Source organism: Chitinophaga filiformis, from assembly GCF_900102545.1.
GTDB classification, from domain to species: Bacteria; Bacteroidota; Bacteroidia; order Chitinophagales; family Chitinophagaceae; genus Chitinophaga; species Chitinophaga filiformis.
This window is the reverse complement of the sequence record NZ_FNBN01000002.1, coordinates 1257156-1270646: the sequence shown is the minus strand read 5'-3', so window position 1 is coordinate 1270646 and position 13491 is coordinate 1257156. Positions and strand designations below refer to the sequence as shown.

Below are 13491 nucleotides of genomic sequence, written 5' to 3'. Positions count from 1 at the left end.
TTGGCTAATTTTGGCTGATAATTAAATGATTCGCTTTTTGATCGATTTTTAGATTAAACACCTTTTTTAATACAAAAAGAATGTCTTCGGCATTCGTTGCCGGTATTGTCCCTGTCAGTCTTCTTTGCGCCAGTTGTGGCGTTTTTAATGTGATCTCATATCCATAGGTATCTTCCAATACGTTCAGGATCTCCTGGAGTGTATACCCATCCAGGTCCATTTCATTGTTTGTCCATGCTTTGTTTGTCTGCGGCTTTCTCTCCAGATCTTTCAGTTGCTGTTTACTGCTGTCGTATACGAATGCGTCCCCTGGTTTAAGTACCCTGACAAATGCGCCTTTGCCTGTCTTTTCTATTCTGAGCCTGCCTTCCAGCAGGGAGATCTCTGTCATATTGCGACGGTTCTTTACATTGAACCGGGTGCCGAGTACAGTCAGCTCAAGGTCGCTGACGTGTACATGAAATGAATCAGACTCCCGCAGGCGGTTCTTAATAGCTACATGTTTCACTTCGAAGAATGCCTCACCGTGCAGCCATATCTCCCTTGGCTTGTCTGACCGCCACGTACGGGAATAGGAAATGCCTGAATTGCCATTTAAGGTAATGACCGATTCATCCGGTAATACGATCTGTTCATGTTTACCAAAATCTGTCCGGTATGATCTTTCTCCCTGCGCCGCCCATTCTCTTATTATTATAAATAATAAAAGCGTTGCTGCAATAGATCCGGCCCATTTGGCGGCTACTTTCAGCGGCCTGTAATACCGCTGCTGATTATATTCGTAAGCTGATATTTCTGTGCTGACTTTTGACCAGAGCGCCGACTGGTCTGCAACAGGGCGATATGCCGGCTGCTTGTTTATCAATAATATCCAGACGCGCGCTTCTTCCATGACAGTCACTTTTTCCGGATATTGTTTAGCTATGAGATCCCAGTAGGCAGCAGAAGCCTCATCTCCATTGAGGACATGATGAATGAACTGTTCATCGCTGAAGAAGTTGGTGGTGGTATATTGACTATAATCCTGCTGATGTTCCATAGCTGTAATTAAATACACAGCTTACTGACTTTTTATCCCGGTTGGCGGACAAAAAGTTTATAATTTTATTTTTAAGCTGATAAAATGAATAAATGCTGAATAATTTCTAAAAAACGCGAAAAATCATATTGCTGTATTAGATCTTTTTTAATGACAATAAAGTAGACAGGAGGAGGAGATCGGTTCTGGAGAGGTGGTTTCTGAGCGTATCGATCGCTTTATAGACAAGTTTATAGGTACTGGAAGGGGAGAGTTGCATTAATTCGGCTATCTCCTCATATTCCATTTCCTCGTAATAACGTAAGTGAATGATTTCCCTTTGCCTGGGCGACATCTTTTCCAGCGCCAATGCAAGGTTCTTACGTATTTTCTCCAGCCGTTCACGACTGATCAGCGTTTGGTCGTAGCCCAGTTCCTGGCTCCAGTCAAGTCCCTGTTCCAGTACTGTAAAATTGTATTTGCGCTGTTGAACATCCAGTTTACGAAGCAATACCCTGCGGAAAGACTTATATAAATAATTCTTAACTGATTCTGTTTCCTTGATGTTGTTCCTGTTCTTCCAGAGCTTAACAAAGAGATCCTGCAATGCATCTTCAATAAGATGGTCATCCTGTGAAAACTTGTGACCATAATTAAAAAGGGGAGTATAGTACTGGTCAAATATTACTTTCAGGGAAGATTCATCTCCGTAACGGAAAGCATTCCATATGACATTGTCCTCCCTCATTGATTTTGGCTGATCTGGTTTGTTTAATGCGAATGTGGTAAAAATGTTTTACATTTCAAATATCCACTCGCCAGGGCGCTGAACTTTTAGCCCTATATACAGCAAAATATTCCCGGAAAACAGGACAGTCAGAGAATTAATGTCATTTTTACAATTGATTGGCTTATGGCCGGGGAATTATTATTTGACCGGGCACCGGGGCAATCTGGGATAGCTGATTTATAACCGGAGCTGTAACAGGTACAGCTCCGGCTGTATACTGATTATTTGCCTGTTGTATTCATTTTTTGGTCATATTCTTTTTGCAGATCATCCAGGTTGTCATCATATCCTTTCCTGTCCATGAAGGCAGCCGGATTATAGGCATCGCCTGACTGGTGTTTTTTGTGAAGATCAAACTGGCTGGCATGTGATGCTACCCAGAGGTCAAAACTGAGGCCCTTCATCGCCTTTAATGTATAGGCATAGTCGCTGGCTATTGATGGATAAGCCGGTATGTCAGAGAAGCTCCTCTCTGTGATGATGGTTGGCATATTTGCAATCAGGACCTTATAGGAACGCTTTTCATCCTTCACGTCAAAGAGGAAACTACAGGAACCTTTCGTATGTCCGGGATGATGTAGCATAGTAATCTGCATATCACCCAGTTTGATCACATCCTTATCATGTAGGATACGATCTATCTTCACTGGTTGGAAAAGCATGGTATCGCTGCCTCCCATAGCATAATCAGAACTACCACCATCATTTACTACAGCCGAATCGCCCGCATCCACCATTAGTTTGGCGCCTGTCATCTTTTTAATAGCAGCCATAGCTCCCATATGGTCGAAGTGGGCCTGGGAGGTGAGGAGTATCTTAGTATCAGACAGCTTAAAACCCAATGCTTCAATATTAGCTTTGATCATCGGTGCAGAAGCTGCAAGACCGGTATTAATCAGGATATTCCCTTTGGGCGTGGTAATGAGATAGCTGCAGAGGTCATATGTTCCTACGTAATACAGATTCCCGGCTATTCTGAACGGCTGGTATGCCGCAGACCATTCGGGCTTGTTAAGATTGGGTTCATGTACTTGTTGGGCATTGGCCATCAGCGTAGACAGTGAAATGGCTGTGGCGAGGAGGGTGTTTTTCAGGAAGATCTTTGGCATTTGATAGAATTGTAGGGGGCAAAGATATTTCATCGGTTGATAAGGAGAATATATTTTCTAATCATCATTATCAAGTGAAAATATCTCGTCGACTGTTGAGTTAAAGACACGTGCTATTTTTAAAGCCAGGAGAGTAGAGGGTATAAACTTTCCCAGCTCAATTGCATTAATGGTTTGCCTGGATACATTGATCTTCTCAGCTAATTCTGCCTGTGTAATATTGTGTTTTGCCCTTTCCACTCTGATATTGTTCTTCATAAAGTTTACTTACTATATCCTGTAGCGAAGGTTTTCACATAATAAATAATAATGCTGAGCGACAATACAACGACAACGAAGTAACGGGGTTGGTGAGAAGAGAAAATTAATCCCTGGCCATTATAGAGATAAGTAATGGCCACATCTGCGATATATGCAACGGCGAAACTTATCATTAATGCTTCTGAACGTAGTTTTTGTGCCCTTTCATCTTCGACCTTTTCTTTGCCGAAGAAAATGAGGAACAATCCGGTAATTAATAGCAATTCTGATCCTACGTGTAAATAATCGGCGACCAGCAATGGGATACCGGCAAGCGTAAATGCTATTCCGAGGTATTTAGTAAATGTGAGCATAAGTAGGTAGTTAATACTTTACTAAAAGTAAAGAAAACTTTACATTATGGCAAATAAAATTAACAAATAGATCCTGGTGCAGTTAAATAGCTCCCCCACATTTGCTATCTATATCTAAGCAGGTTCCCTGTCCTTTAATATTAAAGTAACTGAGACAATGATTTCGTTTCATACCTCAGGTTCTTTAAATAATCAATCCCATTCTGTTCGCCAATTTTATTCTTCCCGCTCCATCCTGCTCTGATCCCCTGCAGAATCAATTCCTTAATATACTTTGGCTCATGAATATTTACCCTGTATGTTAAACCGGTGGTATGATTGACAAGATCAAACCCCGTTTTCAGTGGATTGCCTGTTATTGGATCATCAGGAGTGAAAAAGGAGATCATTAATGGAGTGTCTTTATAACCTTTCAGGAATACACGAATGATCAATGTACTATTACCATTCTCATATTTATTAGAAATGGCATATAGGTATTCATTACTTTCTATCCTTATTTTCCTCAGTTTATTTTTCATATAATAGATGATCAAAAATAGATAACCGTAACAAATTCTACACAACTTTTGTATTTTGGAAGGCAATAAATATGTCTGTCTATTAACATCGTTTACAACTACTCAAACCTTATATGAAATGTTATCCTGCTTCCTCCTTATTTTGGAAAATCATGGTTAACATCACTAAAAAATTGACATATGGCCATGAATACAAGCATTCAACTGATAAGAAACGCCGCATTAATTATCAATTACGCAGGGAAGAAAATATTGGTAGACCCGATGCTGGCTCCCAAGGACGCCTACGACTCCTTTACCGGAGCAGCCAGGAACCCAATGGTAGATTTACCATTGTCTGTCGAAGACATCACTAAAGACATAGACCTGGTATTGGTAACCCATACCCATCGTGATCATTTTGACCCTGTTGCCAGTCAGGCGCTGGATAAGTCTGTTAAACTGATCAACCAGCCTGCTGATGATGCATACTTCAAAAACGAACAATTCATCAATGCAGAAACCGTAGAGGAGAGCACAGTTTGGAATGGGATCAGTATTTACAGAACAGGAGGAGAACATGGGAGTGGTGAAGTCCTGAAGCTGATGGGTACTGTTTCCGGTTTTGTATTGAAGGCCGAAGGACAGCCTACTATTTACATTGTAGGTGATAGCATCTGGATGCCATTGGTAGCGCAAAGTATTGAGCAATTCAAGCCTGATTATATTGTAATCAATTCAGGTGGCGCCATATGGCCAGGGTATGAAACCACGCCCATCCTGATGGAGGAAACCCAGACAATGCAATTGATAAAGGAAAGCGGTAACGCTAAGATCATTGCAGTACACATGGAAGCTTTAGATCATTGTCATACTACAAGAGCCTCTCTCAGGCAAAAAGCCAGCGAACACAATATTGGAGATGATAAACTGATCATTCCGGCAAACGGTGAAACAGTAATACTGTAGAAAGGTAGTGATGCTTTTGATATGCTGTTTAGTCATATCAAAAGCATCTGGCTTATTTACCCTTATAAATAGTCTCAGCGGGGCCGAGATAACTTTGCGCAGTATTGCCAAAATCCAATACCAGCTTTTGTAGTACAACACCCCCGTTTACCATCCAGTATTTAACAATATGCCTGCCCGGTTTAGCGATGGCATGTTTACTTGATGTAATAATAATATTCTCAGCCACCCATTTATTCCAAATACCACTGCTGCTGGTTTTATCTTCTTTATTGATGCTGATGATCTGCGGTGCTTCATCATCCACAGAAATAGCATATTGAAGACCCTCTTCTGTATTGTGAAAATTGAGCGTAGGGGAGTGGTAAGTATTGATCGTAAACGTTCCTGCGCTATAAGTATAGATCTCATACTCCAGATGAGGAGCATTGCCTCCCGGCTTTTGAACTGAAGCGGTGACAGGGAGGGGGGTGATTGCCGAACCGGTTCTGCCATGGTCGGGCAGTATCTGCCAATATATGTTATTCGTATTGACTGCGCTGGTATAGTGGTCAGCTGCAATGGAAACACCTTTTGTCTCTTCTTCATAGAATACATTACCCTTTACACCTGTGGGAATGATAGCCCGTGTAAGTTCCTTTTGTTTATCTTCCTTTTTTGCCACAGCAGAATCAGCAGATACATAACGTACGGCAGGCATCTTTTGCCGTTCCGGCTGTTGCCAGTAAGTATAACCGATATGGGTCTGGCTCATCATATGATTCCATTTCCCTCCATTAAGACGGTGGTATTGTTCAGTGATCAGGCTATCATTGGTATAACAAACCTTCGCTTTGTCTGCGTAGCTATTCGCCTCTATCCATTTATGAGTATAGGCATCCTTATTTAATGCCACATTATAATACAGCTCATTCAAATTAGCACAGGCTTTTATCGGATGGAGTACAAGCTGGAAATAAGCATTCTGGTATGCTGCGGGTAATCTATGCCCGATAGCCGTTGCCTTTTTCAGCAGATTGCTATAGTCATCGACAACCGTTGCCCATTCATTAGTGCTTAGGCTATAAGTACCCTCATCCAACAATTCCGGTTTTCTCCTGGCGTTGTATTTAGCATATTGATTTAACAGGAACGCGATCTCCCTTGCATGTTCTTTACCAAACTGCTTACCTGCCCATTGCTCACTGTAAGCTTGTAAGTCGGTAGCACTGATCTTCTCCGGGTCCCAGGCATAATCCAGGAAGAAGGAAATGGGAACCTCCATAGGTTTGATATCACCTACATTTACAATCCATATTTGCCTTACATTATATTCCCAGACCAGATGCATCTGCTCCCATATGCGTGGCAGCGGATTGGTGTTAAGCCATTTATAGTTCCGCGGACCGCCAACATAGTCGAAATGATAATAAATGCCATAGCCACCCGTTCTTGGCTTGTCATTTAGTTTGGGCAATTTCCTGATGTTTCCCCAGTTATCGTCACAAAGTAATAAAGTCACATCATCCGGTACTCTCATGCCCTTATCATAATAGTCCTGTACCTCCTTATACAAGGCCCAGAGCTGAGGAGTCTCGCTTGCTGGTTTACCAGTTACATCTGCAATGATTTTCCGCTGATCTGCAACAATTCTTTCCAGCAACGCAGTGGCCGTTTCTCTTGACATAGGTTCATCACCATCACCCCGCATGCCAATACTTACGATCTTTTCATTCCAGGCCCTGCGTATGCCCTGTTGCCAGAATGTTTTCAGTCTCACTTCATTACTATCGTAGTTCCATTTCCCACTACCATATCGTCGCCATTCATCATGAGCTCTCATCAATGGTTCATGGTGTGAGGTGCCGATCACGATGCCATATTTATCTGCCATCTTAATGTTTAATGAATCATCATCATAGAAAGCATTTCCCCACATAGCTGGCCAGAGGTAGTTCCCTTTTAGCCTCAGGATAAGCTCAAACACTTTCTCATAAAAGTGATGATTAAATCCACCGAATTTCTCCTTACTCCAATCAGACAAAGCAGGCGCCTCGTCATTAATGAAAATACCCCGGTACTTTACTTTCGGCGCATCACTGACACTAACATTTTTTCTGATAAAAATGTCAGCTTGTTTTTTTACCGGTACATCTGCCCACCAGTACCAGGGCGATACTCCCAGTTGCCTGGATAACTCAAATACGCCATAAGCAGCTCCTCTTCTGTCACTACCTGCGATAACAATGCTATGGGCTGAAGTCTTGATAATATAAGCTTCCCACTTGTTTTTTAAAGGACTAAGATTCATCTGTTTTGCAAGCACTTTTATAAGAGATGACCTTCCTATTGACCCAATGACAATGACAGGTTGTGACCAGGCACTCGCCGATATCGGCAACTTTACACCTGTCACCATTTCAATATCTTGTTGTAAGCAGATGGCAGACTGTTGCACCAGTTCATCATCTTTCGGGTCAACACAGATGACCGCATTCCGAAGTGAGAATGCTTCTTTCGATGCCTTATCAGTCACGATGGATTGTGCCCGGGAACAAAGCGCCAGCAAGCTAGCTACTATCAGGAATGTTATCCGTTGCATAAGTGGAAAATGGGTCTAAGGGCCGAATGCCATCTCCTATCCGGGAAAGTTCTTTACCGTTCATAAAGAATTGAGTTTTCACATCAGGATAAGATGGTCGCCCATATCCCAAGATATACATAATCTCTTTAAAGGCGATTAAAAATGCGCTCAACCGGATAAATAAAAGCCGGGGAGGTTCCATTCGTTTTGGTTATATTAACTTATCAATACCGTCCATTATGATAAAGAACTATACTAAATTAGCCTGGCGGAATTTCCGCAAGTATCCCTTGTTCTCATTTATCAATGTAGCAGGTTTGGCTATCGGCCTCACCTGTGTATTGCTGGTAGTGCTGTTTGTGAAGAATGAGTTGAGTTTCGACTCTTTCCATAAAAAGGCGCCACAGTTGTATAGTATCACTACTACCTTAACAGATAGTAATGGTGCAACATCGACAGGCAATGGGTCAGGACAGGTGCAGGGCCCTGCTTTCAAAGAGGCAATCCCTGAGATAATAGATTATGTGCGTTTCTGGAATGTCGGCGGCTTTAATATTATCGGAGAAGAGAAAGCCTTTCAGGTACAAGGGCTTTTTGCAGACAGCAGCTTCTTCAGGCTATTTTCATTCCCATTATTATATGGTAGCGCCGCTTCAGCATTGACCGACCCTCATTCTATTGTGCTGTCAGAGCAGACGGCAATGAAATATTTCGGAAGAACGGACGTCGTAGGTAAGACCTTGAAAATAGAAGAGCAGGGCATGCAGACACTTACCGTAACGGCAGTAGCAAAGGATATACCTTCAAATTCTTCTATTCGTTTTGATGTAGTACTGCCCTTTAGATTCCTTGAATCTTTCTTTAAGGATGGCAGCTGGTTAAACCAATACCTCAGCACCTTTGTATTGCTGCACCCACAGGCAGATGCAAAGAAGGTGGAGCAAAAGTTCGCGGGTATTTTCCAGGCTAAGGCAGATAAAGAAATACAGGAAGCCAGTCAACGGGAAGATATATCTACGAAACTCTCTTTTGGTCTGGAGCCATTCACTGGTATGCATCTGAAGGAGGGCGCCGTGCAAAGTGATGCGGGCATATATGATGGAAGCCTGTATACAGCGCTGTATCTGTTATCCGGTATAGCCGCATTTATATTGCTGATGGCTTGTATCAATTTTGTAAACCTCAGCATCGCACACTCCCTGCAAAGAGCGAAGGAGATTGGTATCAGAAAAGTGAACGGCAGCAACAGGTGGCAGATCATCGGTCAGTTTCTGATAGAAGCAGCCTTATTGTGTACTGCCGCTTTTGTGCTGGCAATTGTATTCAGTATAATGTTATTGCCGGCAGTCAACTCATTCACAGGCAGGCACATTGAATTACACCTTATTAAGGATGCAACAATATGGATCTTGGTACTCGGCATTCTCGCAATAAGCGTTATTATGACAGGATTGTACCCGGCCTTTGTCCTGTCTGGATTCAATGCGGCAGAAGTGTTGTATGGTAAACAAAAAACACGGGCTGGTAGAAGATGGTTGGGTAAAAGCCTGGTGGTTTTCCAGTTTACACTGGCTATTGTCTTTGTTACCGGCTCACTGATATATTATCTGCAGATGAGCTTTATCGGGAAAAAGGAACTCGGTTACAATCCTTCAGGTGTCATCAATATCAAGCTTCCGCCGCAGCGTAGTCCTGACCAGTTAGTGCCGCTTTTTCGTACAGCATTGACCGCATTGCCTTCTGTAGTACAGGTAGCAGGCTTCAATTCATGGGGCGACAATAACGTAGTAAAAGTAAATGACAAAACCATCATTAGCCACAAGGTCAGAGGAGATGAGTTTTATCTGCCCAATCTGGGAATTCAATTGCAACAGGGAAGGAATTTCTCTCCGGCATTTGGCGCCGATTCTGCCCGGTCGGTTATCGTCAACGAAACATTTGTGAAGCAGGCAGGATGGAATGATCCTATCGGGCAGCAGGTGAAACTGCTGGGCGAATGGCAGGGGGATATGAATATGACAGTAGTAGGTGTGATGAAAGACTATCATTATAATTCACTGAAACAAAAAATAGGTCCGGAGGTATTGGTGATGAAGGATTATGAACAATTACTGGTAAAAACGAAACAGGGGAGAAGCGCGGAGGCATTGGCCGCTATAGAAAGGATATATAAAAAGTACCTGTCTGATAGTCCTTTTCAGTTCAGTTTTATAGATGATGATATCGCCCGCCAATACCGGGACGATAAACATTGGCAACAGATCATTGCCTACGTTACCATACTGTCGGTTTTCATTTGTTGCCTGGGATTGTTTGGGCTGTCCTATTTAGCCGCCCGTCAGCGTACCAAAGAAATAGGCATACGTAAAGTATTGGGAGCAGGAATGGCTGGAATTGCAGGTCTACTGTCCAAAGACTTCCTGCAGCTTGTCATCATCGCTTTTCTGATCGCTTCACCGCTAAGCTACTTTGTCATGAATCACTGGCTGGAGAGCTTTGCCTATCGTATTAACATCAGCTGGTGGATCTTCCTGGCGGCGGGAGTTATCGCCGTATTTATTGCAATGGCGACTATATGTTTCCAGACGCTAAGAGCAGCGATGACGAATCCGGTGCAATCGCTGAGAAGTGAATAAAGGCACAAATCTACCTGTTTACAGGTTACTGTTAATCTGATGGCGACAAGATAGACGTAAAATTAAAACAGATATAGCGCAGGGAACTACTATTCCCTGTGCGTTTTTTCCGGCACCGGGCCATGATCATAGCTCAATACATTTTTCATCTTCCATACCCCATCATTTAATAGCCAGAGGTGTGTAAACTTCGCCAGTCCGTCTGCCCGTGCCGGTTTGCCAGCTTCGAGGACATAAAACACATGTTCACCTGAAAGTATGGCGCCATAGATAGCGCCAGCCTTTTTCAAGGGATACACCTTGAATGTCCCGGCTACCGCTTCTCTTTTAAGATGGAAAGTCGGGTTGCTGCAGAGATTTACACTGAATGTATGCACCAGCGCAGACAAGCCAAGGGTAGGGCCGCCATTGTCATGATAGAATGCTACATCCTCTGTGAAGAAGGTGCTCATTTTTACAGTGTCACATTTATTGAAAGCATCCCAGAAGAGACTATCCTGACGTATAATGGTAGCAGATAGTTCCTGGTTAGTCTGTGCAAAAGAAAGATGGCAGATGGCGATAAACAGCAATGTCAGGTATGTTTTCATTGTTCGGGATTTAGAAGTTGGTATATTGATTAGGAGAAATGTGGCATTGAATAAAGATAATAAAGTCTGAATCTTCCTGCTACTATTTTTAATATAAAAGTCAGATATTTGCATCTGAAATGGTTCACTATGGGCTTTAGATTCTCCAATACTCCTCCGCCTCCTGTTGTTTTGCGCGCAAAATAACGGGTCTTTCACTTCAAAGTAAGGGCTAGCCTGCTTAAGCAGGTCTTCTCCATACCAGCCATGGTACCGGAGCCCGGGTTGTTTTGCATGCATCCTTCTGCTGGATTTAAGGATTTCTTAGCATTTAAAACAACTCAATGATTAAATATTCCCGGAATAAATTGACTATTCCCGCAGTACCATTAGTACTGCTGTCCATGATAAGCTTGCAGGGCGGGGCGGCCATCGCCAAATGTCTTTTCCCCGTCTTAGGTGCAATTGGTACTACCACTTTGCGGATCGGCTTCTCTGCACTAATGCTGTTGGCAGTCTTCAGACCGGATTTCCGTCAGCTGAATAAGAAACAGTGGCTACACTGCCTTGCCTACGGCGCCTGTCTCGGTGTGATGAACCTGGTGTTCTATCTCGCCATCAGGCGGATACCACTCGGTCTTGGTGTAACGCTTGAATTTACCGGCCCCCTGGTGCTGGGACTGTTCGGGTCGCGCAAACCGCTTGATCTGCTCTGGGCACTCTTAGCCTGCATAGGGATTGCATTGATAGCTCCCTGGCAGCATAACAACATCGATATCCTCGGGGCGACGTTAGCTATACTGGCTGGAGTGCTGTGGGCAAGTTATATTGTCTTAGGTGGAAAGGTTTCCAGGTTGATGAAAGGCGGCGATGCAGTAACTGTAGGAATGTGCCTTGGCACTGTGTTTATCGTGCCCCTTGGCATTTTCAGCGGCGATCTGGCCGCATTGGACCTGCGTCTTTTATTGATGGGCATTGCTGTTGCATTATTAACCAGCGCTATTCCGTTCACCCTTGAAATGAGGGCGTTGAAGCAGTTGTCTACACAGCATTTTGGTATCTTAATGAGTTTGCATCCTGCATTTGCAGCGCTCTCCGGATTGCTTTTCCTGCAAGAACATCTAAGCATCCTGCAATGGGCATCTGTTGCCTGCGTCATCACAGCCAGTGCGGGAGTGACTTATTTTTCAAAGAAACCGAAGGATTAAATTTAAAGAAGGCCGTCTCATGAACATCATGAGACGGCTTTTTATTATCCGTCAACAAATAATTTTCACTATTCACTTTTTTTGTATCTTCGGCTGCGTTGTATTGTAACATAAATAACCAAAATCAAACTCAAAGTAACCCCGGGCCTCACTTTCCCCTTTAGTTACTATGTCTCTTTAACCCAAACCCAAATGAACAACACAATGAAGCATCTCTTGAAGGCATTCCTATGCACCCTCGTATGCAGTTTTATCCTTTTTTCCTGTAAGAAAGATCAGGTACAAAAGCAGTCCCCCAATGAGATCACTAAAGACGTGATCGCACAGATCAAATCGCTGGGCTTCAGTACCCAGGACATAAGAAGAGTGGACGACGGTTACGTGGTGGAAGGCGATATCTTCCTGTCAGACGAATCGCTGAAAGAAAAAGCGAACCCAAGGAAACTGGTGATCGCTAAAGCAGAACAATACCAGACCTGGAATATCATTGCCACTTCCGGTCATCGCGTGATCACTGTATCTGTTACCAATCTGCCCGCTGCCTATACCGCTGCCGCAGATGAAGCCATTGCCCGCTACAATGCACTTGGCCTGCGTATTTCCTTCCAGCGTGTAGCCAGTGGAGGTGAGATAGACATCATCAATGCAGCCCTGGGCAATGGTGTACTGGGACAGTCAGCCGGCTTCCCGAATGCCTTCGGCAATCCGCCAAGTCCTATCAAGCTGAACGCAGCTTATATCGGCAATACGCCTAATCAGGGTTGGATGGCTACAATCATCGCACATGAAATAGGTCATACCATCGGCTTCCGTCACACTGACTATTTTAACCGCGCATATAGCTGTGGTATCGGTGGCAATGAAGGTGATGCCGGCGTAGGCGCTGATCATATACCTGGTACGCCTACCGCAGCCGATCCAAACAGCTGGATGCTGGCTTGTATCGGTACCGGTGTAAGCCGTCCCTTCAATGCCAACGACCAGATCGCCCTTAACTACCTCTATGGCAACGTCACTGGCAGCAACCCGATACCTGACGGCAACTACAGGATCGTAAGCGAAGCCAGTGGAAAGGTAGTAGACGTAGACGCAAACTTTATTAACGACAACGGCACCAAAGTACAGCAATGGAGCTGGCTGGATGGCGCCAACCAGAAATGGTCCTTCACCTACCTGGGCGGTGGTTACTACCGTATTACCAGCCTAGCCAGTGGTAAAGTATTGGATGCAGACGCCAATATCATTGCCGCCAACGGCGCTAAGGTACAGCAGTGGGACTGGCTGGGTGGTGATAACCAGCAATGGGTATTGCAGCCACAGGGTAATGGTACCTATGCTATCTATAACAAGCGCAGCGCAAAAGTGCTGGATGTAGATGCCAATACCATCGGTAATGATGGCGCTATCATGCAGCAATGGGCCTGGCTGAGCGGCAGTAACCAACGCTGGTATATACAGCCGCTCTAAGCCCATTAAGGTAATTTGTAAGTGGGGGTGAGGCCCGCTTTTTGAACC

The 13491-nt window shown here is 43.9% G+C and carries 12 protein-coding genes; 4 read left to right on the top strand and 8 right to left on the bottom strand.

What is annotated here, in order from left to right; translation table 11 throughout:
- Positions 1–4 precede the first annotated feature (4 nt).
- The 6 genes from BLR32_RS11585 to BLR32_RS11560 all read right to left on the bottom strand — a co-directional run bounded on the left by BLR32_RS11585 (position 5) and on the right by BLR32_RS11560 (position 4052).
- Positions 5–1039, bottom strand: coding sequence for a FecR family protein (locus tag BLR32_RS11585; protein WP_089831753.1), 1035 nt, complete (start codon positions 1037–1039; stop codon positions 5–7).
- A 136-nt stretch (positions 1040–1175) separates the two neighbouring features.
- Positions 1176–1766, bottom strand: coding sequence for an RNA polymerase sigma factor (locus BLR32_RS11580; protein ID WP_089831751.1), 591 nt, complete (start codon positions 1764–1766; stop codon positions 1176–1178).
- A 263-nt stretch (positions 1767–2029) separates the two neighbouring features.
- Positions 2030–2917, bottom strand: coding sequence for a subclass B3 metallo-beta-lactamase (bla, locus tag BLR32_RS11575; RefSeq protein WP_218124175.1), 888 nt, complete (start codon positions 2915–2917; stop codon positions 2030–2032).
- Positions 2918–2974: 57 nt separating this feature from the next.
- A complete protein-coding gene (locus tag BLR32_RS11570; protein WP_089831750.1) occupies positions 2975–3175 on the bottom strand; it encodes a helix-turn-helix transcriptional regulator in 201 nt (66 codons plus the stop codon).
- A 5-nt stretch (positions 3176–3180) separates the two neighbouring features.
- Positions 3181–3531 carry a hypothetical protein gene (locus BLR32_RS11565; protein WP_089831748.1) on the bottom strand — a complete coding sequence of 117 codons (351 nt, stop codon included), beginning with the start codon at positions 3529–3531 and terminating at the stop codon, positions 3181–3183.
- A 140-nt stretch (positions 3532–3671) separates the two neighbouring features.
- On the bottom strand, positions 3672–4052 hold the full coding sequence (locus BLR32_RS11560; RefSeq protein WP_089831746.1) for a hypothetical protein: 381 nt from the start codon (positions 4050–4052) through the stop codon (positions 3672–3674).
- 180 nt (positions 4053–4232) lie between these two features.
- Here BLR32_RS11560 and BLR32_RS11555 point away from each other — a divergent pair, with 180 nt between their 5' ends.
- The gene (locus BLR32_RS11555) at positions 4233–5000 is read left to right on the top strand and encodes an MBL fold metallo-hydrolase (RefSeq protein ID WP_089831744.1); all 768 of its coding nucleotides are present in this window, start codon (positions 4233–4235) and stop codon (positions 4998–5000) included.
- Positions 5001–5052: 52 nt separating this feature from the next.
- On the opposite strand, the gene BLR32_RS11550 is transcribed toward BLR32_RS11555, so the two are convergent.
- Positions 5053–7581 carry a glycosyl hydrolase 115 family protein gene (locus BLR32_RS11550; protein ID WP_089831742.1) on the bottom strand — a complete coding sequence of 843 codons (2529 nt, stop codon included), beginning with the start codon at positions 7579–7581 and terminating at the stop codon, positions 5053–5055.
- A 221-nt stretch (positions 7582–7802) separates the two neighbouring features.
- Here BLR32_RS11550 and BLR32_RS11545 point away from each other — a divergent pair, with 221 nt between their 5' ends.
- On the top strand, positions 7803–10199 hold the full coding sequence (locus BLR32_RS11545) for an ABC transporter permease (RefSeq protein WP_089831740.1): 2397 nt from the start codon (positions 7803–7805) through the stop codon (positions 10197–10199).
- A gap of 89 nt (positions 10200–10288) precedes the next feature.
- On the opposite strand, the gene BLR32_RS34015 is transcribed toward BLR32_RS11545, so the two are convergent.
- A complete protein-coding gene (locus tag BLR32_RS34015; protein ID WP_176842242.1) occupies positions 10289–10789 on the bottom strand; it encodes a nuclear transport factor 2 family protein in 501 nt (166 codons plus the stop codon).
- Positions 10790–11112: 323 nt separating this feature from the next.
- On the opposite strand from BLR32_RS34015, the gene BLR32_RS11535 reads away from it, so the two are divergent.
- Both BLR32_RS11535 and BLR32_RS11530 read left to right on the top strand, forming a co-directional pair.
- A complete protein-coding gene (locus tag BLR32_RS11535) occupies positions 11113–11976 on the top strand; it encodes an EamA family transporter (RefSeq protein WP_089831736.1) in 864 nt (287 codons plus the stop codon).
- A gap of 204 nt (positions 11977–12180) precedes the next feature.
- Complete coding sequence (locus BLR32_RS11530) at positions 12181–13443, top strand: M57 family metalloprotease (protein ID WP_089831734.1); 1263 nt, start codon at positions 12181–12183, stop codon at positions 13441–13443.
- The last annotated feature ends 48 nt before the right edge of the window (positions 13444–13491 follow it).

What these genes read in the sequence shown, in the direction of transcription:
- BLR32_RS11585 (WP_089831753.1), bottom strand. Translation starts at nt 1,039, where the DNA reads ATGGAACATCAGCAGGATTATAGTCAATATACCACCACCAACTTCTTC.
- BLR32_RS11580 (WP_089831751.1), bottom strand. Translation starts at nt 1,766, where the DNA reads ATGAGGGAGGACAATGTCATATGGAATGCTTTCCGTTACGGAGATGAA.
- bla (WP_218124175.1), bottom strand. Translation starts at nt 2,917, where the DNA reads ATGCCAAAGATCTTCCTGAAAAACACCCTCCTCGCCACAGCCATTTCA.
- BLR32_RS11570 (WP_089831750.1), bottom strand. Translation starts at nt 3,175, where the DNA reads ATGAAGAACAATATCAGAGTGGAAAGGGCAAAACACAATATTACACAG.
- BLR32_RS11565 (WP_089831748.1), bottom strand. Translation starts at nt 3,531, where the DNA reads ATGCTCACATTTACTAAATACCTCGGAATAGCATTTACGCTTGCCGGT.
- BLR32_RS11560 (WP_089831746.1), bottom strand. Translation starts at nt 4,052, where the DNA reads ATGAAAAATAAACTGAGGAAAATAAGGATAGAAAGTAATGAATACCTA.
- BLR32_RS11555 (WP_089831744.1), top strand. Translation starts at nt 4,233, where the DNA reads ATGGCCATGAATACAAGCATTCAACTGATAAGAAACGCCGCATTAATT.
- BLR32_RS11550 (WP_089831742.1), bottom strand. Translation starts at nt 7,581, where the DNA reads ATGCAACGGATAACATTCCTGATAGTAGCTAGCTTGCTGGCGCTTTGT.
- BLR32_RS11545 (WP_089831740.1), top strand. Translation starts at nt 7,803, where the DNA reads ATGATAAAGAACTATACTAAATTAGCCTGGCGGAATTTCCGCAAGTAT.
- BLR32_RS34015 (WP_176842242.1), bottom strand. Translation starts at nt 10,789, where the DNA reads ATGAAAACATACCTGACATTGCTGTTTATCGCCATCTGCCATCTTTCT.
- BLR32_RS11535 (WP_089831736.1), top strand. Translation starts at nt 11,113, where the DNA reads ATGATTAAATATTCCCGGAATAAATTGACTATTCCCGCAGTACCATTA.
- BLR32_RS11530 (WP_089831734.1), top strand. Translation starts at nt 12,181, where the DNA reads ATGAAGCATCTCTTGAAGGCATTCCTATGCACCCTCGTATGCAGTTTT.